Origin of the sequence: Schinkia azotoformans LMG 9581, from assembly GCF_000307855.1 — a bacterium.
Taxonomy (GTDB): domain Bacteria; phylum Bacillota; class Bacilli; order Bacillales; family Bacillaceae_J; genus Schinkia; species Schinkia azotoformans.
Genome location: NZ_AJLR01000147.1, coordinates 1 through 25,054, shown reverse-complemented (window position 1 = coordinate 25,054; position 25,054 = coordinate 1). Strand labels below are relative to the sequence as shown.

The 25,054-nt window shown below is 37.6% G+C and carries 29 protein-coding genes and 2 riboswitches; of the genes, 12 read left to right on the top strand and 17 right to left on the bottom strand.

Translation table 11 applies throughout. The features are described from left to right. Positions 1–40: 40 nt before the first annotated feature. From BAZO_RS17750 to BAZO_RS17715, 8 genes are all read right to left on the bottom strand, one after another. Positions 41–1,165 carry a SpoIIE family protein phosphatase gene (locus BAZO_RS17750; protein WP_003332802.1) on the bottom strand — a complete coding sequence of 375 codons (1,125 nt, stop codon included), beginning with the start codon at positions 1,163–1,165 and terminating at the stop codon, positions 41–43. Then, positions 1,158–1,502 carry an STAS domain-containing protein gene (locus tag BAZO_RS17745; protein ID WP_003332800.1) on the bottom strand — a complete coding sequence of 115 codons (345 nt, stop codon included), beginning with the start codon at positions 1,500–1,502 and terminating at the stop codon, positions 1,158–1,160. The genes BAZO_RS17750 and BAZO_RS17745 overlap by 8 nt, the downstream gene beginning before the upstream one ends. Then, the gene (locus BAZO_RS17740; protein WP_003332799.1) at positions 1,502–1,930 is read right to left on the bottom strand and encodes an ATP-binding protein; all 429 of its coding nucleotides are present in this window, start codon (positions 1,928–1,930) and stop codon (positions 1,502–1,504) included. The genes BAZO_RS17745 and BAZO_RS17740 overlap by 1 nt, the downstream gene beginning before the upstream one ends. A 133-nt stretch (positions 1,931–2,063) precedes the next feature. Beyond that, on the bottom strand, positions 2,064–3,608 hold the full coding sequence (locus BAZO_RS17735) for a methyl-accepting chemotaxis protein (RefSeq protein ID WP_003332798.1): 1,545 nt from the start codon (positions 3,606–3,608) through the stop codon (positions 2,064–2,066). Positions 3,609–3,638: 30 nt separating this feature from the next. Next, the gene (locus BAZO_RS17730) at positions 3,639–6,221 is read right to left on the bottom strand and encodes a chemotaxis protein CheA (RefSeq protein WP_003332797.1); all 2,583 of its coding nucleotides are present in this window, start codon (positions 6,219–6,221) and stop codon (positions 3,639–3,641) included. Further along, positions 6,214–6,684, bottom strand: a complete 471-nt coding sequence (locus BAZO_RS17725) for a chemotaxis protein CheW (RefSeq protein ID WP_003332795.1) — start codon at positions 6,682–6,684, stop codon at positions 6,214–6,216. The genes BAZO_RS17730 and BAZO_RS17725 overlap by 8 nt, the downstream gene beginning before the upstream one ends. A 174-nt stretch (positions 6,685–6,858) precedes the next feature. Continuing rightward, positions 6,859–8,553: a response regulator transcription factor gene (locus tag BAZO_RS23265; protein ID WP_003332794.1), complete on the bottom strand. Its 1,695-nt coding sequence runs from the start codon at positions 8,551–8,553 to the stop codon at positions 6,859–6,861. 113 nt (positions 8,554–8,666) lie between these two features. Then, entirely contained in the window at positions 8,667–9,008 is a 342-nt protein-coding gene (locus BAZO_RS17715) for an STAS domain-containing protein (protein WP_003332793.1), read from the bottom strand. A 222-nt stretch (positions 9,009–9,230) separates the two neighbouring features. After that, positions 9,231–9,483, top strand: a riboswitch (FMN riboswitch). Between the two features lie 333 nt (positions 9,484–9,816). On the opposite strand from BAZO_RS17715, the gene ribD reads away from it, so the two are divergent. Genes ribD through ribH form a run of 4 tightly spaced genes read left to right on the top strand, consistent with a single transcriptional unit; the run spans position 9,817 to position 13,266 of the window. After that, a complete protein-coding gene (gene ribD, locus BAZO_RS17710) occupies positions 9,817–10,911 on the top strand; it encodes a bifunctional diaminohydroxyphosphoribosylaminopyrimidine deaminase/5-amino-6-(5-phosphoribosylamino)uracil reductase RibD (RefSeq protein WP_003332792.1) in 1,095 nt (364 codons plus the stop codon). A gap of 1 nt (position 10,912) precedes the next feature. Then, positions 10,913–11,563, top strand: a complete 651-nt coding sequence (ribE, locus tag BAZO_RS17705; RefSeq protein WP_003332790.1) for a riboflavin synthase — start codon at positions 10,913–10,915, stop codon at positions 11,561–11,563. Between the two features lie 25 nt (positions 11,564–11,588). Next, positions 11,589–12,782 carry a bifunctional 3,4-dihydroxy-2-butanone-4-phosphate synthase/GTP cyclohydrolase II gene (locus BAZO_RS17700; RefSeq protein WP_003332789.1) on the top strand — a complete coding sequence of 398 codons (1,194 nt, stop codon included), beginning with the start codon at positions 11,589–11,591 and terminating at the stop codon, positions 12,780–12,782. Between the two features lie 16 nt (positions 12,783–12,798). After that, positions 12,799–13,266 carry a 6,7-dimethyl-8-ribityllumazine synthase gene (gene ribH / locus BAZO_RS17695; RefSeq protein ID WP_003332788.1) on the top strand — a complete coding sequence of 156 codons (468 nt, stop codon included), beginning with the start codon at positions 12,799–12,801 and terminating at the stop codon, positions 13,264–13,266. Between the two features lie 124 nt (positions 13,267–13,390). On the opposite strand, the gene queF is transcribed toward ribH, so the two are convergent. Continuing rightward, complete coding sequence (gene queF / locus BAZO_RS17690; RefSeq protein WP_003332787.1) at positions 13,391–13,792, bottom strand: preQ(1) synthase; 402 nt, start codon at positions 13,790–13,792, stop codon at positions 13,391–13,393. Positions 13,793–13,801: 9 nt separating this feature from the next. Beyond that, positions 13,802–13,845, bottom strand: a riboswitch (PreQ1 riboswitch). A gap of 241 nt (positions 13,846–14,086) precedes the next feature. On the opposite strand from queF, the gene BAZO_RS17685 reads away from it, so the two are divergent. Continuing rightward, positions 14,087–14,278, top strand: a complete 192-nt coding sequence (locus tag BAZO_RS17685) for a hypothetical protein (RefSeq protein WP_003332786.1) — start codon at positions 14,087–14,089, stop codon at positions 14,276–14,278. Between the two features lie 69 nt (positions 14,279–14,347). Here BAZO_RS17685 and BAZO_RS17680 read toward each other — a convergent pair whose 3' ends face one another. Further along, positions 14,348–14,884, bottom strand: a complete 537-nt coding sequence (locus BAZO_RS17680) for a DUF420 domain-containing protein (RefSeq protein ID WP_003332785.1) — start codon at positions 14,882–14,884, stop codon at positions 14,348–14,350. A 301-nt stretch (positions 14,885–15,185) separates the two neighbouring features. Here BAZO_RS17680 and BAZO_RS17675 point away from each other — a divergent pair, with 301 nt between their 5' ends. The 3 genes from BAZO_RS17675 to BAZO_RS17670 all read left to right on the top strand — a co-directional run bounded on the left by BAZO_RS17675 (position 15,186) and on the right by BAZO_RS17670 (position 16,503). Next, the gene (locus tag BAZO_RS17675) at positions 15,186–15,368 is read left to right on the top strand and encodes an aspartyl-phosphate phosphatase Spo0E family protein (RefSeq protein ID WP_003332784.1); all 183 of its coding nucleotides are present in this window, start codon (positions 15,186–15,188) and stop codon (positions 15,366–15,368) included. Between the two features lie 255 nt (positions 15,369–15,623). Beyond that, entirely contained in the window at positions 15,624–15,776 is a 153-nt protein-coding gene (locus BAZO_RS22500; protein WP_157382172.1) for a hypothetical protein, read from the top strand. Positions 15,777–15,912: 136 nt separating this feature from the next. Then, positions 15,913–16,503 carry a biotin transporter BioY gene (locus BAZO_RS17670; protein WP_003332783.1) on the top strand — a complete coding sequence of 197 codons (591 nt, stop codon included), beginning with the start codon at positions 15,913–15,915 and terminating at the stop codon, positions 16,501–16,503. Between the two features lie 64 nt (positions 16,504–16,567). Here BAZO_RS17670 and BAZO_RS17665 read toward each other — a convergent pair whose 3' ends face one another. Then, positions 16,568–18,070 carry a leucyl aminopeptidase gene (locus BAZO_RS17665; RefSeq protein WP_003332782.1) on the bottom strand — a complete coding sequence of 501 codons (1,503 nt, stop codon included), beginning with the start codon at positions 18,068–18,070 and terminating at the stop codon, positions 16,568–16,570. Positions 18,071–18,188: 118 nt separating this feature from the next. On the opposite strand from BAZO_RS17665, the gene BAZO_RS17660 reads away from it, so the two are divergent. Continuing rightward, entirely contained in the window at positions 18,189–18,665 is a 477-nt protein-coding gene (locus BAZO_RS17660; protein ID WP_003332781.1) for a divergent PAP2 family protein, read from the top strand. A gap of 52 nt (positions 18,666–18,717) precedes the next feature. Here the strand turns inward: BAZO_RS17660 and BAZO_RS17655 are convergent, their stop codons facing one another. From BAZO_RS17655 to BAZO_RS17645, 3 genes are all read right to left on the bottom strand, one after another. Further along, on the bottom strand, positions 18,718–19,422 hold the full coding sequence (locus BAZO_RS17655; protein WP_003332780.1) for a 3D domain-containing protein: 705 nt from the start codon (positions 19,420–19,422) through the stop codon (positions 18,718–18,720). Positions 19,423–19,534: 112 nt separating this feature from the next. Continuing rightward, positions 19,535–19,852, bottom strand: a complete 318-nt coding sequence (locus BAZO_RS17650) for a YuiB family protein (RefSeq protein ID WP_003332778.1) — start codon at positions 19,850–19,852, stop codon at positions 19,535–19,537. A gap of 67 nt (positions 19,853–19,919) precedes the next feature. Then, on the bottom strand, positions 19,920–21,143 hold the full coding sequence (locus tag BAZO_RS17645; protein WP_003332777.1) for an NAD(P)/FAD-dependent oxidoreductase: 1,224 nt from the start codon (positions 21,141–21,143) through the stop codon (positions 19,920–19,922). Between the two features lie 372 nt (positions 21,144–21,515). Here BAZO_RS17645 and BAZO_RS17640 point away from each other — a divergent pair, with 372 nt between their 5' ends. Then, positions 21,516–22,514: an NAD(P)/FAD-dependent oxidoreductase gene (locus tag BAZO_RS17640; RefSeq protein WP_003332776.1), complete on the top strand. Its 999-nt coding sequence runs from the start codon at positions 21,516–21,518 to the stop codon at positions 22,512–22,514. Between the two features lie 54 nt (positions 22,515–22,568). On the opposite strand, the gene BAZO_RS17635 is transcribed toward BAZO_RS17640, so the two are convergent. After that, positions 22,569–22,925 carry a HesB/IscA family protein gene (locus BAZO_RS17635; RefSeq protein WP_003332775.1) on the bottom strand — a complete coding sequence of 119 codons (357 nt, stop codon included), beginning with the start codon at positions 22,923–22,925 and terminating at the stop codon, positions 22,569–22,571. Between the two features lie 356 nt (positions 22,926–23,281). Between BAZO_RS17635 and BAZO_RS17630 the strand changes: the two genes are divergently transcribed. Next, positions 23,282–23,989 carry a DUF2225 domain-containing protein gene (locus BAZO_RS17630; protein WP_003332774.1) on the top strand — a complete coding sequence of 236 codons (708 nt, stop codon included), beginning with the start codon at positions 23,282–23,284 and terminating at the stop codon, positions 23,987–23,989. Between the two features lie 92 nt (positions 23,990–24,081). Here BAZO_RS17630 and BAZO_RS17625 read toward each other — a convergent pair whose 3' ends face one another. Both BAZO_RS17625 and BAZO_RS17620 read right to left on the bottom strand, forming a co-directional pair. Further along, positions 24,082–24,321 (bottom strand): YuzB family protein, encoded by a 240-nt coding sequence (locus BAZO_RS17625; RefSeq protein WP_003332773.1) that lies wholly within the window; start codon positions 24,319–24,321, stop codon positions 24,082–24,084. Positions 24,322–24,367: 46 nt separating this feature from the next. Then, positions 24,368–24,688 carry a YuzD family protein gene (locus BAZO_RS17620; RefSeq protein ID WP_003332771.1) on the bottom strand — a complete coding sequence of 107 codons (321 nt, stop codon included), beginning with the start codon at positions 24,686–24,688 and terminating at the stop codon, positions 24,368–24,370. A 104-nt stretch (positions 24,689–24,792) separates the two neighbouring features. On the opposite strand from BAZO_RS17620, the gene BAZO_RS17615 reads away from it, so the two are divergent. Beyond that, a complete protein-coding gene (locus tag BAZO_RS17615; protein ID WP_035192388.1) occupies positions 24,793–25,032 on the top strand; it encodes a NifU family protein in 240 nt (79 codons plus the stop codon). The last annotated feature ends 22 nt before the right edge of the window (positions 25,033–25,054 follow it).

Genomic DNA, 25,054 nt, shown 5'->3' with positions numbered 1-25,054 from the left:
CTTACTCCAGGTATGGCTGCCCTGAGACAGCCCCTTTACATTAGTTAATCGTAATCGCCACCATCGTTACATCATCTTCAAATTGACCATCTTTACTACTTGTATGCTCCAACACCATTTCCAAGAAATGTGTACTATCTAAATCTTTTAAACCTACGACTAGCCTTTTCAGTTTTTCTATGTTTTGGGAAGTTTCTTTGCCTAAGGAGTCTATAAGACCATCTGTGTACAAGAAAAGCTGGCTCCTTCCTTTCAGTGGAATCGTTCCTGTCTCAATAATTAACTCAGGAAGTAAGCCAATCGGTGGGCATCCAACATCTAAAAGGTCCACACCTCCACCTTCTTGAATTACAAATGCAGGCGGATGACCGGCAGACGAATATTCTATTATTCTCTCTTTAACATCGATTAGAACATATATTGCTGTGAAAAAGTAGGATTGCTCCCTTTCATTTTGTTGATACAATACACGCATATGATGATTGAGTTCGTTAAATAACTTTGCCGGTTTGATTGAACTTGTAATAATCCCCCTTAATAAAGACCGGATTGACATGCTGACTAATGATGAGGCAACCCCGTGGCCCATGATATCAAATAAAATAACGCCATATCTATGATCATCGATTTGATACCAAGCATACATATCACCGGCTAATTCAGCCGACGGCAGATAAGTGCCATCAATATGAATGAATTCATTTTTTATCGGTTTACTTAAAACACTTTTTTGCAGCTGCCTTGCCAATTTCAAGTCAGAGATTAGTTTGCGTTCTGCTTCCTTCACTTTTGTAACATCACTAAAAATCGCACAATAGCTTATTGGTTTTTCGTCTTTATCCTTGATCGTCGCAATTGTTGTCCTCTGAAAATATAGTTCGCCGTTTTTTCTTCTATTGATAAACTCGCCCTGCCATTGCCCGTTTTTTTCAAGAGAAACCCAAATTTCTTGATAATATTCAATCGGATGTTTCCCAGATTTTAGAATCCTCGGATTTTGGCCGACTGCTTCTTCAGCAGAATAACCAGTTATTCTTTCAAATGAACTATTAACGATTTGAATGCTGCCTTTTAAATCTGTTACAAAAATGGCTTCTATTGAATATTTAAACACCTTAGCAGCTAATTGGAGCTGTTGTTCGACTGAGGTTGGGAGGCTATTCATGTTGATCACGCTTGAAAAATTGTAAAGCCTCTTCTTTTGAATCAAATAGTTTTATAAAAGAACCAAACTTAACGATATTAAAAATCTCTTTGACAGAGTTTTGCGTTGCCACGACAACAAGCTCCTTTTGGTACTTCCTCGCTTCCATAACGGAATCAGCAATTACACCTAAAGCCCCGCTATTTAAATACTGTACCCCTTCTAGACATAATAATAATTGTTTAGAATCTGATTTTACTAATTCTTTCATTGTGTCTTTAAAGCTCGTATTATTTCTTAATGTAATATCGTCTTCCCAGGTTAATAGAATCACTTGATCATTAGAAGTGAATATCATTAATATCCAATCCCCTCTTTTAGATTTTGGGTTATACATTTTGTCATAACCAGCTCGACATACTCCCCACACCCTTGAACTTGAACATAGTCCATTAAATTTACAATTAAATGCAACCCCCTTCCTCTAAGACCACGATTGGTCCCGTTCATTGGGGTAATCGCAAATTTTTTCCCACGATGTTTTATGAAAATCGAAAGGCAGTCCTTATGATTATGATCCCAGCAGATCCAAAAGCCTTGTTGATTTGTTTTTTGACAATATTCATAGGCATTCATACAGGCTTCTTCCGTTACAAGTCGCAAAAATAATCTATCGTAATGAATGAAACCCATTTTGTTGGCAATTTCGTCAGTCATATCCATTGCGCGGGAAATATCATCTGCTTTTTTTACTAGCAGTTTTAATTCTTCCTCATAATTATTCATGACCATTCACCTTACTAGAGTTGTGTATTTTTCATTACAACGCCCACAATATTATAAATTATAGAGGAAGTAAGAGAAATCCTTTCCTACCTCCTCGAATGTCACAAAATATACTTATTTTATAGAAAAACTTTTACAGCTTGAATGTTGCCGCAAGCTGTGTAAGGCTTTCAGCCATTTTCGCCAAATCAGTCGCTGTTGCAGCTGTTTCTTGAATACCCGCTGCAGTTTCCTCTGATACGGAAGCTATATTTTCAACAGCAAGTAATACTTCATTAGATTGGGCCGCCACCTCCTCACCAGCCGCTGCTATTTCAGCAATCTTTAGAGCAGCTTCTTTCGTTAACTTGACGATATGGTCAAATGTATCTCCGGCAGTTGCCACGGTTTCATTTCCAGCTGCAACAGCTGCCACTGAATCTTCCGTGTTTTTTTGAATAGAAAAAATTAACTCTGAAATTTCCTTTGTTGCTTTGCCGCTTCGTTCTGCCAGTTTTCGAACTTCATCGGCTACAACGGCAAAGCCTTTTCCAGCATCACCAGCACGTGCAGCTTCAATTGCTGCATTAAGTGCAAGTAAATTTGTTTGCTCGGCAATATCATCAATCACTTCCACAATTTCACCAATTTGCACTGATTTAGAAGAAAGATCGCCAATTTTTTGACTTATGTCAGCCATCCCAGCAACTGTATCCCTGATAACACGACCGCCTTCCTCAGCAGCATTGACTGTTTGATCAGCCCCGGTTGAAGCTGCTTCGGCATTTTGTGAAACATTTCTAATAGCATTAGCCACCTCTTTCACCATCTCTGAGGAGGCGGCGGCATCGTTAGCCTGCTGTCCGCTCCCCGAAGCGATTTGCTCAGTGCTTGCTGATATTTCTTCTGAGCTGGCGGCAAGACTCATCGCATTTTCAGTGACCTTACCAATTAAATTCCTTAGAGATAAAACCATTTCATTCGTTGATTTCACCAGCTGTCCAACTTCATCCTTTGATTTCGTCACTAATGTATCCCCTGATAAATCTCCAACTGCTACTGTTTTAATGCGATTGACGATTTCCAGAATTGGGCCGGTAATTTTCTGTGCTAGAAATAAAGCGATAACGGTTCCTAGCAAGATACCGAATACACTAATGAGCGTTGTGATCATAATTAAGGAGTTACCACTTTTCTTTATTTGTTCTTCTAAATCATCCATCTTTTCTCTAGTTTTACCAGCAGCCCCTTCAAAATCAGCCCATAATTCCTTAGTAAGGTCTCGAACATTGCCACTTTGTTTAATGGCTTCTTCAGGATTTTCCCTATATAATTCAAAAAGTGAATATATTTCTTCATCCCATATTGCACTTTTATCGAATATAGTTCTATCTTCAGTAGTGATATCTTGTTTTAATAAATTTTCCTGAACTATTTTACTTTCATTCGTTAATTGTTCAAATTCTGTATAATAATCCTGATTCCCAGTCAATAAATATCCACGTATATTGGCAGTTCTTCTTGCCACACTATAATTCAACTCTTCCCAGTTTAATAGCTTGTCCAATTCATGCCCCAGTACCTCCTCAACTTGTCCCTTAAACTTACTTGTTTGAATATAACTAACGACCGATAAAACTAATAGTAATGAAAGGATAACTGCAAAACCGCTTAATATTTTTAACCGCAAGCTTTTCATAGTGAAGATCCCTCCCATTGATCATTTTGATTAGACCCTATTATTTTCTTCCGTAAGCTTTGAAATAGCTTTAAGCTCCCCCATATCTAAAATAAGATCTAAATCTAATAGAATGATTAATCGATCTTTCAAATTACTAATTCCACGAATATACTTCTCATCAATTTGGTTGTTAGAGTCTATTGGTGCTTCAATCGTATCTCTGTTTACTTTTAAAACCTGGGTAACTTTATCTACTAATATACCGATAAATTCCTGAGCCAATTCGACCACAATTATTCTTGATTTTCTAGTTAAATCCGTTTTATTGATCCCGAATCTCTCTCTTACATCCATGACCGGAATTAACTTTCCGCGAAGATTAATCATTCCAAGAACGGAATGTGGTGCATTCATAATTCTAGTGATCGGCGGTACAGTGATAATATCTTTCACACGATCAATTTCGATGCCATACTCCTCCATCCCTAGCTTAAAGGTTGCAAGCTCAATGATTTCTTCATGCCGTTTTGCATTTTTAAAGTTAAGTTCTTCGTTTATCATATCCTTTGTACCTTCTTCACGAACGATCGCCCCTGTATCGAGAATGATCGCTACCTTGCCATCACCCATGATTGTTGCACCTGCAATATACTTTGGTGTGCCAATGTATTTACCTAAAGGCTTTATCACGATCTCTTGATTGCCCAATGTTTTATCAACGACAAGTCCAACACGTTTCTCCGCTAACCCGATAACGATGACGAAAATCCGCTTTGTGCCAGCCAGTTTTATTTCACTAACACCTAAACGCTTGTGCATTCTCACTAACGGAAGTACACGATCACGGACAACACCAACCTCTTGATTTTTGATCGTTTTTACTTCATGTTGGTTCAAACGGACAATTTCCTGTACATTGACGAGCGGGATGGCAAATTCTTTATCTCCAATTTTTACAAGTAATGAACGAATAATCGCTAATGTGAGTGGCAGTTTAATGGTAAAGGTTGTACCCTTACCAACGGTTGAATCAATATCAACGAGTCCGTTTAATTTTTCGATATGACTCTTGACTATATCCATCCCTACACCACGACCTGATATGTCAGTAACCTTTCTGGCGGTTGATACTCCAGATCTAAAGATAAGGAAGCTTAAATCTTTATCGCTCATATTATCTGCTTCTTCTTTCGTTATTTGGCCTTTCTTAATAGCTGATGTTTTTATTTTTTCAGGATCAATACCACGCCCGTCATCAGAAATCGTAATGACAATATGATTTTCCTCATGGGAAGCTTTTAATAACACTTGTCCCTTCCTTGACTTCCCTGTTGTTTCCCGCTCATTTGGGTCTTCAATTCCATGATCAATCGCATTTCGGAGTAAATGAATGATAGGGTCACCAATTTCTTCAATCAGATTACGGTCAAGCTCGGTTTCCTTCCCTTCAATAACAAAATCAATCTCTTTATTGGCCTTTTGACCTAAATCCCGAACCATACGGGGAAAACGATTGAATAATTGCTCAATCGGCAGCATTCTCGTTTTCATCATGCCTTCTTGAAGTTCGCTAATCACTTGTCCTAAGTGATTCCCGACTTCACTGAATAATTCAATATCCACATCATTTGAATAGCAGTCTTCCAGCCGGCTGCGGACATCGGCTAATCTTGTCTGGTCAATGACAAGTTCTCCGACTAAGTTCATCAAATGCTCGAGGCGTTCCACATCAACACGAACGGTTTGTTTGATCTTGGCATCGTTTTTTGGATTACTAGTGATGACTACCTCTTGTTTTGTCTCAGAAAATTCCATTTTATTTCCTTCAACAAATTTAGCGAGGTTCGCTTTCGTAATTTTTGTCAGATTAACTGAGTAAATATCTGAAATATTATTAACAATTTGAATGGCTTCATGTTCAGTGGCATTGGTAATGATAAGATAAACTAAACTCCCTTTGAATTTAGCATCATCTTCAATAATCTCTGGTGGCGGAAAGGCGGCGATGATTTCTCCGATTTCTTTTAAATTGTTTTGAATCAAAAATGCTCTTACAGATTTTAACATTGCATCTTGTCTTATACTGACATAAATAGCCATCACTTGAAAACCTGTTTCAAAAGCCTTTTCAACTATATCTTTCTGATAAACATCTAAAATTACTTCGGGATAAAATACATCATCAATATGTGGTAGGTGTTCTTCTTCTTTACTGGCAGGTCTAAAATCTTCCATAGTTCCTGCTGAATCTTTTACTTTTTCTAATTTATTAACGACTGGAGAAATATCAATTGCTTCGATAGTTCCATTAAGGATAGCTTCCTTCAAAGCTTTAATAAAATCGATTGATTCAAAAATTACATTAATAATATCCGTATTCACTTGTAGTTGTTGATTACGGATGAGATCAAATAAATTTTCGACCTTGTGCGTAAGTTCCTTCATTTTGTCAAAGCCCATTGCTGCCGATGACCCTTTTAAAGTATGGGCTGCTCTAAAAATTCGCTGTATGGTTTGAAGGTTTTCACCATCCTGTTCAAGATGAAGGACCTCTTCCTCTAAAATTTGAAGCTGCTCATCAACCTCATCCAAAAAAACACCAAGGTAGGCTGATATATCAAATTCACTCATTATAGGCCACCCCCATTTCCAAATCAGGGTAGAGTACTTTGTTTTTATTTAAAATGCCAATTAACTCGTCTTTTACTTTAGCAAAACCTTTAAAGCACCCTTTTTCTAACGTATTAAACATTTCGAGTGTCGGTTCCAAATCTTGCTCTTCAATATAAGTAACCATAACAACCTCATCTACAATTAATCCGATATCCTCGCTATCCTCCTCGACAATGACAATTCTGTTCTTTTTCGTAAATGGTTCGCCCTCCATATGATATCTTTTCCGTAGATGAATAACAGGAATGATCTTCCCGCGCAAATTGATCATTCCAGAAATATACTCTTTAATACCGGGAACCTCTGTTATCGTTTGAACACGAATGATTTCCACCACCTCCTCAATCGCTAGTGCACATAGTTGTTTATTAATAGAAAAAACAACATATTGACCAGCCTTTAAGCTTATTGCAGTATCCACGCTATCACCTCCCGAATTGGTATACATCTAGTATAAAATGAAAATTTTACCAGCACCATTACCTATCATTCCTATCTTCTTTCCCCTCGTTCACATGTTTGTGATAGAATTAGGATCGTTTTCCTATAGAAAAAAAAAGAAAAAGACACTTGCCTTAGTTAGCAACTGCCTTTATCAAAAGTTTTTGTAATTTAATGAGTAAAAAGCCGCAATGATTTGACGCCTATCATTAACCTCCAATTTATTTAATATATTGGATATATGGTTTTTAACTGTATGTTTACTAATATAAAGCTCATCACCAATTTCTTTATTACTCCTACCTCTGACGATAAGCCTCAATACCTCCAGCTCTCTGGCCGTTAACAGTCCCATTAGCGGCGATGATTTGATGAATTCTTTTTCAACCTCTATTGATTTTATTTGTTTCTGCTTTAACTTTTTCAATAAAGGTTTGAGAGCCAGGCCGCAAATGGAGCTTAAACTATTTAAATAGGCCTCAGCTTCCTTAAATCCAATCGACTCCAGCAACGAAACACTGATCATTCCAAACAGCGAATCATCAATATAGATCGGACATTCGATCATAAATGTTTCATACTTTTCAAGTATTCTTGACGATTTTCGATAAGTAGCATTCGTTTTTTCTGTTTTAAAGGTTTGATCGTGAAGATTTTGACAATATTCCTTAATCGTCATGTCGTTGATTATATTTGTTACATTCAAGAATTCGAAACTGCCGAACTTCGTTGTAATACTAGTAAAATGGGATGGTACCAGTGAGTTCGCTATATTAGTCATTAATAGCAGCATATCTTGCACGTTTTTAATGGTTGTCACTGACTTTGAGATTTCCATTAATATAGATAATTTCATTAAATGCAAGTCAATTCGTGTTTTTAGCCATTCATTATTCATACCCATTTCAACGATTGACCCTACGATACCTATTCTTCGTATTGAATAGGGACTCAGTCTATTTTCTATTGTTTTTCCCCCAAAAAGAAACGCGCCAACTTGATTATTAATTAGAATCGGATAACAAAAAAAGCAACCCGTTCTTATTCCATTGATCATTAAAAATGAAAGCCTGGGGTCAAAGCCAATGTATTCCCAATATTTCATGCTTTTACAGGAACTAACATCCTCAAAAAATGTTCCAGCCTTTATAAAACTACATCCAATAATACTGTCTTCTAAAGGACCGATAAAAGCTTTAATTTTGACCGTTTCATCTGTTAACGAAGCAATACCGGCATAATCAAGGTTTTCATTTTTTTTCATTATTTCTAGTAATTGATAGTAATGGACATTCGTAGCTTTTACAGCGTTTAAGAGATGCTCTTCGACATTCAAGAGTTCTAGTTCCCTTTTAGATTTCAATAATTCCGCACATATACTTGCCATGTTGATTAACTGTTCTTTTTTTTGCTGAAGTTGTTTGTTAGTCAACACCGGGAGCTGGTAGATTGGATACTTCCAATCTTCCTTCAGCTCATCAAGTTTAATGCCTGCCTTTACATAATCAGAAACCCCTTCTTCAATATATGCCCAACACCATATGTAACTAATTATTTTTTCATCGATAATAACCGGAACTAATAACCCCTTCACACCAGAATAAACAGGGCACCCCATCACATCAATGACTACACAAGTTGTTATAGTAGGATATTCAACGATTATTTTTTTCAACTGACTCAAAAAGGGTAATTTTTGCTTGTAAACTAATAATTCCACGAATGGAGAAATGCCAGACATGTTTGTCATCGGACTGCCATCCTGATCTGTCATATAGAGGGTCATATTTATGTAGGCTGAAAAAGAATCTTGCAAATTTTGTAAAAGCATTTTCGAATGATTTAACAACTTCTTTAGCCCCTTTATCAAAAATGCAATATATCAAATATATCTATATTCTACCAAATTTTAATTTTACAAGATAAAATAATTATGGATTTTTTGTGATAAAGGGGCGTTTGTTAAACTACTTTCCGTGTTGTCGAAGAAAAGTAGTCTTCCAAATAGTGAAGCGCATCACGCTCATATGAAAACACTTGTACAATTGAATAGAAACGAACAATCTCAAATATCGTTCTTATTGTTGTTGTATTATTAATAATCACAAGTTCCTTGTTCATCTCTTTAGCTTCTTTAATTGAATCCGCAATAATACCTAGGGCACATTCATTCATATAAGATACATTTTCAAGATTTAAAATAAGGCCGTTTAAATTTGCGTAAAGAAGCCTTTTGATTGACTTTTCGAATCGATCAATGTTACTTAGAGAAATATTATCATTCCATACAAGTGTTTGGAACAACCATTCTCACTCCTTTCTTTTATTACTTGGTACTATATTAATTATTCATACAATACCTAGTACTGAACACCCCCATCTCATCGTATTATTCAGACATTTAGAGACAGCAAAAGTGTATATCCTGACGATTTACGTTGTAAAAACACTTATTATCACGAAGGAAACGAAAATACTTGTAATTTTTAATAAAGGTAAGATATAGTTAATATAAGTAATTGAATATTTTTTCTTCGGGGTCGGGTGAAATTCCCAATCGGCGGTGATGTAGTACATATACTAATAAGCCCGCGAGCCATATAACTTCATAAATGAAGTTAAAGCCTCCGGCGGATGCCTCAGATTTTTAAAGGTAGTTTTTCGAGCATGGTAGCTCGATAATATCCGCTGGGCGCAAATACGCCAAGGCGCATTTGATTGGCAGGAGCTGGTGTGAATCCAGGGCCGACAGTTACAGTCTGGATGGGAGAAGAGAATGTAAAGGCAGATAGTTCAAGTTGTCATGGAATACGCTATGGTGTATTTTATTTGACGCGCAATTTTTGAACATTTATTTTCTGTACTTATTTTTGGCTTTCATATTTATTTGTTTATTTCGAGACCCTTGGAAATCATTCTAAGGGTCTTTTTGTATAGCCAATTATTCCATAAGTCGATTATCGCTCCCTAAAGTGATCGGACAACCTAGTATGAGAATTGTGGGTTGGCATCCCTTCACTTCGCTGTTGCTCTAAAGTGCAAGAGCAAAGGCTCGTTCAGGAATACCAACCCACAATAGTAATTATGCATTTACACTGAAAAAGGTGATACGATGACGGACCAAGATTATATGAGATTAGCGATTGAGCTTGCGGCAAATACGAACGGTCAGACAAGCCCAAATCCACTTGTTGGGGCGGTAGTGGTCAAAGAGAACCAAATAGTCGGAATGGGGGCCCACTTGAAAGCGGGCGAACCGCATGCTGAGGTTCATGCGATAAATATGGCCGGAGATAAAGCAAAAGGTGCTACTATTTATGTGACATTAGAACCGTGCAGTCATCATGGACGAACCCCCCCTTGTGCTGATCTCTTAATAAAAAGTGAAGTAAAAAGAGTAGTTATAGCATCTACTGATCCGAATCCACTTGTAGCTGGGAAGGGAATTGAAAAGCTGAGAAAAGCTGGAATTGAGGTAGATGTCGGCATTTTACGAGAAGAAGCGGAACAGCTAAACGAAGTATTCTTTCACTACATCTCAACCGGGATGCCCTATGTCACATTAAAATCAGCGACAAGTCTTGACGGAAAAATTGCAACTGTTTCAGGTGAAAGCAAGTGGATTACAAGCGAAGAATCTAGACTGGATGTTCATAAATACAGACATCAGCATGATGGGATATTAGTCGGTGTAAATACAATTATCAAGGACGACCCCGAATTAACAACAAGACTTCCATTAGGCGGCAAAAATCCGATTCGCATCATTCTTGATACGAATTTAAGAACACCGCCGGGTGCAAAAATAGTAAACGATAACAAAGCACCAACATGGATTATCGTTGGAAAAAATGCTGCCGCTGAGAAAATTCAGACCATGAATGAAAAACAAGCTCAGGTCATTGAAATGTCGTTTGATACACTGAACATTCATAACGTTCTGAAGCTTCTTGCTGAAAAAGGAATTACCTCCCTATTTGTTGAGGGTGGTTCACAAATCAACGGCAGCTTTATTAAGGCTAAAGCGATCAATCAAGTCATTACCTATATAGCTCCCAAAATAATTGGAGGGACATCAGCACCTACATCTATTGGCGGGGAAGGCTTTGAAAAAATGAACGAAGTCCTTTCTTTACAAATAAAATCCATAGAAACAATCGGACCGGATATAAAAATAATCTCAAAGCCTATCCGAAAGGAGGAGTAAAATGTTTACCGGAATTGTTGAAGAAAAGGGAACAGTTAAATCGATAACAAAATCGGGTGATGCAATTAAAATGTCGATTCAAGCTCCTAAAATACTAGAGGATGTTCACTTAGGCGACAGCATTGCAGTTAACGGCGTTTGTCTTACTGTAATGACCTTTGATAAACATACATTCTCAGTCGATTTAATGCCGGAAACGGTAAAGGCCACTTCATTACGGGATCTCACCAACGGGTCTAAAGTCAACCTTGAAAGGGCAATGGCCGCTAACGGACGATTTGGAGGACATTTCGTTTCAGGCCATGTTGATGGAATCGGTACAATCATTTCGAAGAAGCCTGTATCCAATGCTGTTTATTATGAAATTGAAGTAAATGAGGAATTGCTGCAATATATGCTTCTTAAAGGATCTGTCACAGTCGATGGTACAAGCCTTACGATTTTTGGTCTAAGTGATAAATCATTTACGATATCACTTATCCCACACACTCTTTCTGAAACGATCCTCGGTGCTAAAACACCTGGAGATATCGTCAATATTGAATGTGATATTTTAGGGAAATATATAGAAAAATTTTTATCAAAAGACAGGATGAACAAAACGGGAAGTACAATTACCGAAGCTTTTTTGGAAGAAAACGGCTATAAATAAAGGTAACGAAAGTGAGTGATGGAACATGTTTGATACGATTGAAGAAGCCATTAATGAGCTTATCCAAGGTAATGTTGTCATCGTTTGTGATGACGAAGATCGAGAAAATGAAGGTGATTTTGTAGCATTAGCTTCAAAGACAACACCTGAAACAATCAACTTTATGATTAAGCACGGGCGCGGACTTGTTTGTGCTCCAATATCTGAAGAGATAGCCCGCACTCTTAATTTAGTCCCAATGGTTAACCGAAACACGGACCCACACGGAACCGCATTTACTGTCAGTGTTGATCATAAAACATCAACAACAGGCATCAGTGCTTTCGAAAGAGCAACTACGGTCCAACAATTAATTAATCCAAATTCAAAAGCTAGTGATTTCAAAAGACCCGGTCATATCTTTCCGTTAATTGCGAAAGAGGGCGGTGTTTTACGAAGGGCTGGTCATACTGAGGCTGCGGTGGATTTAGCGAGACTTTGCGGGGAAGCGCCCGCCGGTGTTATTTGTGAAATTATCAAAGAAGACGGAACGATGGCAAGGGTTCCGGATCTTCGTCTAATTGCAGATGAATTCAATTTGAAAATGATTACGATCAAGGATTTAATTAAGTACCGCAATCATAAAGAGCAGCTTGTAACACGAGAAATTGAAATTACCCTTCCAACTGAATTCGGGGAATTCAAAGCCTACGGCTACTCCAATATTGTCGATTCCAAGGAACATGTTGCCCTAGTGAAAGGTGATGTAAGCGGAGATGAGCCGGTATTAGTACGTGTTCATTCCGAATGCTTAACAGGCGACGTTTTCGGTTCATACCGCTGTGATTGCGGACCACAGCTACACGCTGCCCTTTCGCAAATTGAAGAGGAAGGAAAAGGCGTCCTTTTGTATATGAGACAAGAGGGGCGTGGCATCGGTTTATTAAACAAGTTAAGAGCGTATAAACTACAGGAAGAAGGCTATGATACAGTTGAAGCAAACGAGAAACTTGGCTTTGCTCCAGATCTCCGTGAATACGGGATTGGCGCCCAAATTTTAAAAGATCTTGGAATAAAAAATATGCGCTTATTAACGAATAATCCTCGCAAAATTGCTGGTCTTGAAGGGTATGATTTAACAATTGTAGAACGCGTGCCAATCCAAATACCGGCACGAAATGAAAATGCAAATTATTTAAAAACAAAATATGAAAAGCTTGGACATATGCTTAAATTCTAATTAGGAGGAATTCGTCATGGGGAAAGTTTTCGAAGGTAATTTAGTAGGGACAGGAATTAGAGTAGGGATCGTCGTATCACGTTTTAATGAATTTATTACAGGAAAATTGCTAACAGGCGCACAGGACGCTTTAAAAAGACATGGCGTTGATGATGATGCGGTTGACGTTGCCTGGGTACCGGGTGCATTCGAACTGCCACTAGTGGCGAAAAAAATGGCTGAGTCCGGAAATTATGACGCTGTCATTACTTTGGGCACTGTAATTCGTGGAGCAACCACACATTATGACTATGTTTGCAATGAGGCTGCTAAAGGTGTATCTCAAGCAGGAATGTCTTCAGGAATCCCGGTTATTTTCGGTGTTGTAACAACTGAAAATATTGAACAAGCTATCGAAAGAGCCGGTACGAAAGCCGGAAATAAAGGCTGGGATACCGCTGTTGCGGCAATTGAAATGGCAAACTTAATGAAAAACTTAGGGTAAATAGAAAAGCGCAAGCGCCTTGCTCATCGCCGTACAAACTGGAGGAGTCCTGAAGTTTGCTAGGCGATAGGCGCTGGAGCTAAACATAGAAGCGCAAAAAAGGAGAACCGATATGGTTCTCCTTTTAATTTTCTCTAATCGCTTGAGTCTCTAATTCAATGCCGCCTCTAGCTGTTTGGTAAACAGTAACAACAACCTTTTTCGGATTGATCGCATAAACAATATCATCAGCAATATTGGCCGCCAACGATTCACAATAGGCACCATGATCACGATAAGACCATAGATAAAATTTTAACGACTTAGATTCAATACATAGTTCATTCGGAACATAGGAAATCTCAACACGTCCAAAATCCGGTTGCCCTGTTTTGGGACATACAGCGGTAAATTCCATTGCTCTGAATGTTATTTGTTGTACATTTGGTGCTGGAAATGCTTCACCCTTTAATACTTCACGGCTTTCCTCAACACTTCCTGGTCTTGGCATTGGACCGGATCTTGGCAAATAGTAATTTTCTTTCATTTTATATTCATCTCCTTAGTTTTTTAAAGCAGGATTTTTCGAACTGCTGCCATTTATTGAATAAGACAAACGACATATTATTATACCACAAAAGTCATTATGTGTATTTTAAAAATATTTATTTAAAACTTTTTTAATATTTTATGTTAATTTTATTGTAAACCTATTAAATCAAGGAATAACTGTCCCGCCAAAAACACTTGTCACAAAATCGACAAATTTATTAAGCCCTTAATGCCGTATAATATTACTAAGCAGGGTATTATTACTAATACCTAAAAGGGAGAGGGTAAGATGACGGTAACTTATACAATTATGATGTTCGCCACATTAATTGCATTACTAGTTTGTGGCTACGCGGTTGGGATGATTTCGGCAAAGTTCAGCAAAACAAATCTATTAAACTTCATTCCTGTTTTGATCGCTATTCTAATGATCAACATCGTATTTGCCCTAGTAGAAATGTCACGGGTCGGAAGGATTTAACGTGATAATATCACTAAATAAAGTAAAAAAGCTGTAGGACCATTGTCTTACAGCTTTTTTACGTTTAGTTTAGTAATAAGGTGCAATCATAATGTAAACAAGGACACCCGTTAAGCTTACATACAACCAAATCGGCATTGTCCAACGTGCTATTTTACGATGTTTTTCAACCTTCATATTGAAACCTCTAGCAACTGTTACTAATGCCAACGGAACAATGGCCGCCGATAACACGATATGAGTTAATAGAATAAAATAATACACATATCGGATTATTCCCTCTCCGCCAAAAGCAGTCGATTCAGCCATGCCATGGTAGGTTACGTATGATACTAAAAAGAGGGCAGTCGTTGTAAATGCTGCTAATATAAAGCGCTTATGGAGTTTAATATTTTTTTGTTTAATTGATACTAAAGCTGCTACCAAAAATACAAACGTAAAACTGTTGAACACAGCATTCAAAAACGGCAAAATCGTTAAGTCAACATCGCTTAATGTATCATATTTTGGCATAAAATACAGAAAAGCTACAAGTGCATTGATTACAATTGTCAACAATACAATGATAGGTGTGAAATTGCGTTCTTTAACAGAATGGTCATTCATTCCCCGCTCATCTCCTCTTAATATTCCTTTTGTTATATCTTTCCCTAATTATAGACTATTTCCCAGTAAATACCGACTTTAAAAGCAAAATAGTCATAGTTTTGACACAAAGTCTATTTATAATATATATATATATTTGTTTTTATTATAGAAGTTTGCAGCGAATAATTCCACTTTTTCATTTTTTATAGTGCATTATGACTAGTTTTGTCGAAGCTATTATATTATTTTTCAAAATATGTAATAATAGATTTACAGTAAACAGTACTATTTTTATAGGGAATTGCGGGGAGAAGAACAAATGACTAATGTAACAGGAAACGTTATGTTACTACAACAACAGATAGAGACAAAAAGAAAACAAATGTTCAATTATGCAGCTACTTACGGCATTAATAGTAAGCTTACATTACAATGCAGTCAAGAACTTGATATTTTATTGAATCGTTTAAATTATAAGTTGTATCATAAACAAACGGCTTGAAGGACTGAAGAAAAAGTGTCTGGCATCGATAAAAAATAATGCTGGACACTTTTTCTGTGTGAGAGGGACTCTCCCTTCTTTCTGCTCTCTATAGATCCACCTATCATTATAATGCCCCCTTTTTATATTTTTACACTTCAGTAGTTGTCGCAAAAAGTTTTAACTTTCTAAAAGTATAAAGTCGCCCCAATTTCACAAACTAGAATCGATGAAAACGTCCTGCGTTTTCAAAATTTCACTTAAGAGGTGAAGACGATGGCTGAACATGCTGGAAGAGGAAAAAAGTCGAAAACTCCTAAAAAAAAGGTCCATGATGGTCTTCAAACAAATATTGAGACAACAGAGTTCTCAAGTGAATTTTCTAAAGCACAGAAAGACCAACATGGTTATAAAGAATTTTTCAATTAGCATGAGCAGAGAGATAGGGGCCCATCCCCTATCTTTTATTTTTTCGTTTTATTGTTAACCTATTATAAATTTAAGTTGACAATAATCCACCCCCCATACTATTATTAAATTAACAAATTTTGAAAGGGGAACACGGATGAAACGTTTTAGGACGATTGATTTAACAATGGTAGGGGTATTCGTTGCATTGATGGCGATTGGGGCTAATACAGCATCCTTTTTAGTCATAGGCGGTGTACCCATCACGTTGCAAACCTTCTTCGCGATCCTTGCCGGGGCGATTTTAGGAAGTCGAATCGGGGCTTTAGCGATGATCGTTTATACTTTAGTCGGCATTGCTGGCGCACCCGTATTTGCACAATTTACAGGCGGGGCCGCTATTTTAATTAAACCGACCTTTGGCTTTATTTTATCGTATATTCTAGTTGCTTATGTTATTGGTAAAATCATTGAAAACGGCCAAAAGCCGACGATGCGCCGTTTTATTACTGCTTCTTTAATCGGTATGGTCATCAATTATGTGATCGGCACGAACTGGATGTATTATGCATATAAGCTTTGGGCCGATGCACCGGATGGCTTTAGTTACGCTATGGCATGGGGATGGATGATGGTACCGCTGCCTAAAGACATCATTTTATCCGTTCTTGCCGGAGCAATGTCACCACGTATTTATGCTGTAGTCCAAAAATCAAATCCATTAGCGAAAGAGACTGTTGCTGAATAGATTGAAAATCGCCTTTGGTTTTAGCACTTTAAGAGTGCAACCAAAGGCGATTTTTTCGTAAGTGCTAATCCTTATCCGCCATTCTTTCAGCTAAGGTTGCCAGTGTTCGGACCATGACACCGGTTGCCCCGGCTGGCCCTAAATCATAATCTTTTTTGGATGTTGCCGTGCCGGCTATATCGAGATGGACCCATGGTGTATCTTCGGCGAATTCCCCTAAAAATGCACCAGCCATAATGGCATGACCTTCACGTCCAGGGGAATTGCTTAAATCAGCGATTTTGCTATGGTTACGGACTCTTTCTTTATGAATTTCAAAATAAGGCAAGAGCCAGATCGGTTCCCCGGCTTCATGGGAAGCTTCCAAAACCTCTTCATAAAATTCCTCATGATTGGTCATTGCACCAGTTATTTCTTCGCCAAGGGCAACAATGACACCGCCAGTTAACGTTGCGATATCTACAATATAATTTGCCCCCTGGTGCTTTGCATATGTAATCGCGTCCGAAAGGGCTAAGCGGCCTTCTGCATCTGTATTTAATACTTCAATCGTTTTACCACTCATGGAGATAATGACATCATCTGGTTTGTAGGCTGTGCCGCTTATGACGTTATCTGTTGAAGGAATAACCGCGACAACATTTAAATCTGGTTTGAGCTCCCCGATAATTTCCATTGCCCCGAGGACTGCCGCTGCACCACCCATGTCCGTTTTCATCCCAACCATGCTTTCACGGGGTTTCAGGCTATAGCCGCCGGTATCGTAGGTGATCCCTTTCCCTACAAACGCTAGAACATCATCCCATTTTTCTTTACCATGATATTTAAGGACAATCATTTTGGGTGGTTCGACGGACCCTTTATTAACTGCCAAAAGCGCCCCCATCCCAAGCTTTTCCATATCTGCCTTTTCAAGCACTTCATAATCCATTCCATATTTATTGGCTATTCCAACCGCATAATCAGCGAGATCAGAAGCAGTCAGCATATTAGGAGGCAGATTGACTAAATTACGGGCTGTATTCGTACCCTTACCGTAGGTGTAGCCAACTGTTAGTGCTGCACGAATTTCGCTTTTCTCTTCACCAGAATAGACATCAACAGACTCAATCCGTTTATCAGGGATATTCGGTTTTTTCTTATAGTTTTCAAATTGATAAGCGGCCAAAGCCACAGCTTCTCCAAGGGCATGGGCTGCATCAAGCTCCTCAATTTCAGTTGTTATAAAAGTATCTAACACAAATGAAAGACTTGATAATCGATCTTTCTTTACCTGTTTTACTAGGCAGCCGAACAATTCGCGTAAGTCGGAAAACTTTAATTCCTTTTCCTTTCCAAGTCCAACAAAATAAATGCGCTTGAATCCGATTTTTCCTAATGTATGTATTTTAGAAATTACTTTTTTCTTTCCGCTAAGTTCCCCATCCCGTATTAATTCGAATAACTGTCCAGCAAATATATCATCTATTTCCTTGATGACTCCTTCAACTTTTTGATGCTCGAACAAACCAATAATAAGTGCTTCCTGCACTTCATTTAAGGCCAATTCCTCCACGACTTTAAACATTTTCGACACCTCCATTTTTATTATCCAATTATTAGAAAACAATTGCAAATTTCGAATGAATAACATGAATTATGATATAATTAAGAAAAGCGAAACCAAGAAAGGACGAAACGAAATTATGGAGCTATTTTCTAATTTCCCGCTTGGGGCAGCACTCTTTTCAATATTCTTCGCGCAATTCGTTAAAGTCCCGATATCATTAATTGCAACAAAGAAGATCGATTGGTCCTTATTAACTAGCACAGGTGGCATGCCCAGCTCTCATTCTGGTGCTGTCACAGCTTTATCGACTGCGATTGCACTACAAGAAGGGTTAAGTTCACCACTGTTCGCAATTTCCGTCATTTTCGGAGTCATTGTTATGTTTGATGCAACTGGAATTCGATACCATGCAGGGGAGCAAGCCACTGTTCTGAATTGGCTCGTCGCTGAATTCAATAAATTCGTGGAAGAGGCTAAAGCACTGCCTAAAAAGGAGAGCTTTGAAAGAAGAAAAGAACTGAAAGAGTTACTTGGCCACAAGCCGATCGAAGTCTTTTTCGGAGCACTAACCGGCATTTTATTAACTTTACTTTTGTATTATCTTCTATATTAAAAAAAGCAGCACTCTATTTTCAGTTAGAATGCTGCTTTTTCTCTCTTTTATACTAACCTTTTATGATTTGCTGTCTAAATACTTGCATGGACCGATCTTCATTTAAACGAACTAGTTCCTCTTCCGTAAGGGAGCCATCGCCTTTTTTAACGACATATACTTTCACTTCTTTTTTGCCCCACTTATTGTAAACATCATCAACTGTTTCATAATAAAGATCAATCTTATGACCTTTTATTGCTCCACCCTTGTCAGCAACAACCCCGTACCCGTAGTTAGGAATAAACAGGATTGTCCCAATTGGAAAGACATCCAAATCAGCTGCAACCGTTGAATAAAGGTCACGTTTAACCTTCACCCCTGAATAGGTAATGCCATACTCGGGATGATCTTCATCTTTGCCTGTCGATTCAACTCCCGCCGTATAACCAGTTGCCACCACCTTTTGTGAAGGGTACTTAGACCAATCGAAAGCCTCTTCAAGGCTCTGCGGCATTTCAACTGACTCACTTGAAATTGCCTTTCTTTCAACAACATATCTTGATAATCCTTTTTTCCCTAATGATAACTTCTTTGAAGTATGCTCCTTGTTTTCATAAACTACAGGACCTTGTTTAACAAATTTCGTTTGATACCATTCCCAAATTGAAAAATCTTTTGCTTGAACACCTGATATAGATTGAAAAGTAGTCAATAAGGCCGCAATAAACATAAAGGTCATAATGGTCCGTTTTAGTGTTTGTTTCCAAAATCTCACTCATGTCCACTCCTCTCTTAAACTATTTATTTCCAAAATGAAAAATAAATATACAGAAAAGAGTGTTAATTTATCCCAAAAATAAAAGAGACTGACATAAACCGTCAGTCCCTTAAAACATTTGATATCCATTTTTACGTAAGAATTTAATGACTACTCCTGATAAAATGGCTCCTAAAAATCCACTTGATAAAATAATGACGTCAGCCCCGCCTAAAGCAGAAAAGTTATCTGCTAGCCTTTTAAATGATTCAGCTGGTTCTGTAAAATATTTAAAAAAGCGAATTTTATCAACAATTAATATAACAACTATTGGATAAACAACAGCCATTAACCATGAAGTTCTGAGCAACATATTTAAAATAAAACCAATTCCCAAAAATAATACAATAAATAATAACATCGATACTAGCAACTGTGGAATACCCACTACAGATACCTCCCCTACACCTATTAGTTAGTTTACTTAAAGTGGGGGGAGCCGTCAATCAATAAAGTTAAAAGAAGTTTAGCTTTCCTTTTTTAAGAACTAATGAAAGGCCGCCAAGCTTCCACAGATAGCGGTTATCAATCATCTTTTTCATAATCGAAGCCTGTGTTCCATATAACTGATGATTGCCAAAGACAACACCCATAGCATCATCGTGACCTAGTGAGCAAACTGTACCTTTAATATCCGGCACAAATGCTTTCAATTCACCCTCTTTTCCTCTAATTAACGCTGCTAGGTTAGCTGCACAGGTATCGGCCATTTGAATAGCAATTTGCGCGGTTGGCGGATAAGGGCGATTAATTTCCTCATTAATTAATAGTGCACAGTCACCAACGATAAATACCTCATCATAACCTGGGGCTCTTAAGTCAGGTTGTACTTTAACACGGCCACGCATTGCTTCAAATCCGGATTTTTCAACGATTGAATTCCCGCGGACACCAGCTGCCCAAACAACAGTAGCCGCTTTTATTTCTTCAACTACTTCATCTTTTGAAACAATAATTCCATCTGGCGTACATTCTTTAATGGCTGTTCCAATTTTAAATTCAACGCCACGTTGCTCTAAATGGTTCATAGCATATTCAACTAATGCTTGGTTGAATCCAGGTAAGGCTGTTGGAGCTGCTTCGACGCAGACAACACGGACCTTTTTGCGATCAATATCATATTCGTCACAGAGCTCAGGAATTCTATTCGCAAGCTCTCCTAAGAATTCAATTCCGGTAAAGCCCGCACCACCTACAACAATGGTTAATAATTCCTCACGCTTTTCAACTTCATTATTATACTGAGCAAAACAAACCTCGATATGTTCACGAATAAGTCTGACGGAGTTAATGCTTGTAATTGAATAGGCATACTCCTTTAAACCTTTTATTCCAAAAGTTTCTGATTCAAAGCCCAGCCCAATTACTAAATAATCATAGGAAAGAGGCTCCCCTTTTTCGAGGATTACCGTTTTCTCTTGAGGCTTTATTTCAACTACCGTGTCCTTGATAAAATTAACCTTGCTTGGTTGAATAACATCGTTAATAGGGATACGAATTTTATCATGGTGAAGCGTTCCAGCAGCACCTTCATGAAGCCATGTTGATTGATAATGATAATTATGCTTGTTCACAAGTGTAATATTCGCTTCATTAACCCCTAAAGTTTTTTGTAAATTTACGGCAGTCATGATTCCACCATAACCTGCTCCTAGAATTACTACGTTTGGTCTTTTCAAGACAATCACATCCACCTTTATTTTAGTAGTTATATTTTTTGCATTTCATAACATTTTTATAATCTTGTTACCTTTTTCACAAACTTATCTAAAATTAAATCTTTCATTATTACATAATATGAAAGATTTCATCAAAAGTTTACTGGTTGTTCACAAATAAGTTGACTTTTTGTAACAAATTTTTAACAATATCTTCTTGAATTCATATTATTCCTTTCTCATGCATTTATCAACTATTTTATTTCAAAAATATTATGCCAAAAATTGTTTCTTTTCTGGATTGAATGTATTTCTAAATATTGTGAATTTTCATTATAAATATGCTAGAATAAAAATATATGTAAGTCTAGACTAGACTAGGGGGGGAATGGCATGAAAAAAGATCCTAAAGTGTATGATATCACCATTATTGGTGGGGGACCTTGCGGTTTGTTTGCCGCTTTCTATGCTGGCATGAGACAAGCGAGCGTTAAAATAATTGAAAGTCTTCCACAATTAGGAGGTCAGCTGTCCGCTTTATATCCTGAAAAATATATTTATGATGTAGCCGGCTTTCCGAAAATCCGCGCTCAGGAATTAATAGATCGATTAAAGGAACAAATGAAAAAATTCGAACCTGCCATTACGTTAAATCAATCTGTTGATAAGGTTGAAAAATTAGAGGATGGTTCATTTAAACTGACAACGAATTCTGAGGTCCATTTTACTAAAGCGATCATTATTACAGCAGGTAATGGTGCCTTCCAGCCCCGTCGTCTCGAACTTGATGATGCGGCCCAATATGAAGGTAAAAATCTACACTACTTTGTTGATGATATGAATAAATTTCAAGGTCAGCGCGTTGTCGTATTAGGCGGGGGAGATTCAGCAGTTGACTGGGCATTGATGCTAGAACCAATTGCGGGTGAAGTAACAATTGCTCACCGCCGTGATAAATTCCGTGCCCACGAACACAGCGTTGAAAATTTAGTGAATTCTAAAGCGAATGTATTAACTCCATATAATCCGCTCCGATTAATTGGTGATGGAGAAAAAATAACGCAGATCGTATTAGCAGAAGCTAACACAAAAGAAGAAGTTACAATTGATATCGATGCATTAATCGTGAACTACGGATTTGTGTCATCATTAGGACCTATTAAAGAATGGGGCCTAATAATCGAAAAGAATTCAATCGTTGTAAATTCAAGGATGGAAACTAATATACCTGGGATTTATGCAGCTGGAGATATTGCAACTTATAACGGAAAAATTAAACTAATTGCCACTGGCTTTGGGGAAGCACCAACAGCAGTAAATATTGCAAAGTCTTACATTGATCCCGATGCAAAAGTGCAGCCAATGCATTCTTCAAGTATGTTTAATAGTTAGAGTTAAAAAAGAGCTAAGGCACCCTTAGCTCTTTTCTGCATTATTGGATTAGATTTAACACTCTTCTGGTGAGCCAGTACGTTCAGCAGTTCTAAATGACGAACCACAGCCACAGGACGCAATGGCATTGGGATTATCAATCGTGAAACCCCCGCCCATCATGTTTTGTTTGTAATCTATTTTCACTCCATCAAGCACTGGTGCATCTTCCTTATTGACTACAATTTTTAAGTTATGTTGTTCCAACAATAAATCAGCATCGGACTGCTCTTGTTCAAACCCCATCCCATATGATAAACCACTGCAGCCTCCACCTTTAACACCAATACGTAAAAACAGGTTTTCATTGCCTTCTTCTTTCATCATTCCGAATATATGACTGGCAGCTGCCTCGGTGATCGTAAGATTCATGAGATTAACCTCCTTTTGTTTGTGTATAACTTTTCATCTGGTTGATAACAGTATACTAATTTCCTACTTTTAATACAAAAATGTTGCTTAATCTATATTATTATATGGCATTTTTAAAAAATTGTTAGAAAGGATGTATAAAAGATAGTTTGATTGACCATAATGTTTTTATCCCCCGTTTCTCTAAATTTTGAAAGACACGTAATTTGCCAAAAGGGAAATTACGTTGTTTTTCTTATTTTTTTGTCTATAAGGTAATTGGATGCAGTTCTTTTCGCACATATTCCTACCTTCTGAATACAATTAGTGGTACATTAGAATTATTAGATTATATCATGATGAGGGGATGAACTTGAATGGCAAAAGAGTTATTAACACCTTTGTATGATAAAAAAGAAACATGCCCAAATTGTAAAACAACATTTACTACAAAAAAGATTCGTTCACGATTTATCAAACTCGACCATAGTGATACTGATTTTTGTCCCTATTATCAAGATGAAAATATCAGTCCCCTTCTTTATTTTGTCAAAGTATGTCCATCCTGCGGATATTCTTATACTGACCAATTTACTACATACTTCTATGAAGGAACTCAAGAAGCAATCCAGGAGGCCGTCTCTGACAAATGGGTGCCCCATAACTTTGGTGATGAAAGATCTATAAGTCAAGCGATCCAAACATATAAACTAGCATTCTATTGCGCCACACTAAAGAAGGAAAAATCAATTATTATTGCGAACCTTTTACTTCGTCTTGCCTGGCTCTGTCGGAAAATTAATAATCATAACGAGGAAAAACGTTTTACCGAACTGACATTGGAGCATTTAAATAAAGCCTATTTAGACGCTTACTATGGGAATAGTGAGGATATGACGGAAATTCGTGTTTTATATTTAATTGGTGAATTAAACCGGCGTTTGGGACGTTACGACCAAGCAATCTCTCATTTTTCAAAGGTCGTCGACATGCAAAATAAAACCCATGAAAGAAAGGTTGTTAACTTGGCCAGACAACAATGGTATGCGGCAAGGGATGAAAAGCGAAGCATGACAGAAAAGTAACAAAGCTTCCATCAGAAAATTGATGGAAGCTTTATCATTGTCTAGCTCCTCCAGTTTGTGCGGCGATGAACAAGGCGCTTCCGCTTTTCTAATTAGAACATTGGATTTTCATCTAAATATTTATAAATATTTTCTACCAACTGATCTGGAGTCTCACCCGAAACAAACTCACCGTTAACCAAAGCAAATAATGTATGGGCACATTTCCCGCAATAGCTAAGGCATCCATATTCAATGACATCAAGATTCGGATCCTTCTCCAATACTTCTCTAGCCTTTTGTGCACCACTTGCTAAGTTGCTGACACAAAATTCAATAAGTGGGTTAATCATATTACGACCTCTTTCACAACTAATCTACAAATAGAACTAGTTTTTCTTATTTCGATATATATCCCATTTTCTCCAACTCTGCAAATATTGTTTTTAGCTGAGGATTTCCTTCACCAACAAGGACATCGTTTATCACAACAGCCGGATAAAAAATATCCCCATTTTGAATAGATGCCACATACGGATCATTTTCAAAAGGCGGCTGTTCAATATCTATATAATTAATTGTTATGGACTGATTTGGGTACTTCCTCGTTAAGGCCGCTTTAAGCCATTCAAACGTTTCCTTTGAAGAAGGAGAATGCAGACAGCTTGGACAAGGATGTTCACTCCCGTAAACTTTTATTTGCACATTTTGTTGACTCATATTAACTCCCCCTTGTTTTTTATTTTACTAAAACCCAAGTTGTTTGAATAGCTTTTTAAATTATCAACAATTATAATAGGGAGGTAAGGAAGGAGTCGATTATAATGAGTGAAAACAATACAATGATTCAGCAAGTTGAAGAAGTTTTAAACAAATTGCGTCCATTTTTACAACGTGATGGCGGTGACTGTGAATTAGTAGATGTAGAAGATGGAATTGTAAAATTACGCCTAATGGGTGCTTGCGGGAGCTGCCCAAGTTCTACGATCACATTAAAGGCTGGAATTGAACGCGCTCTTGTTGAGGAAGTTCCAGGCATTGTTGAAGTAGAGCAAGTATTTTAGAGAGAAAAGCGCAAGCGCCTTG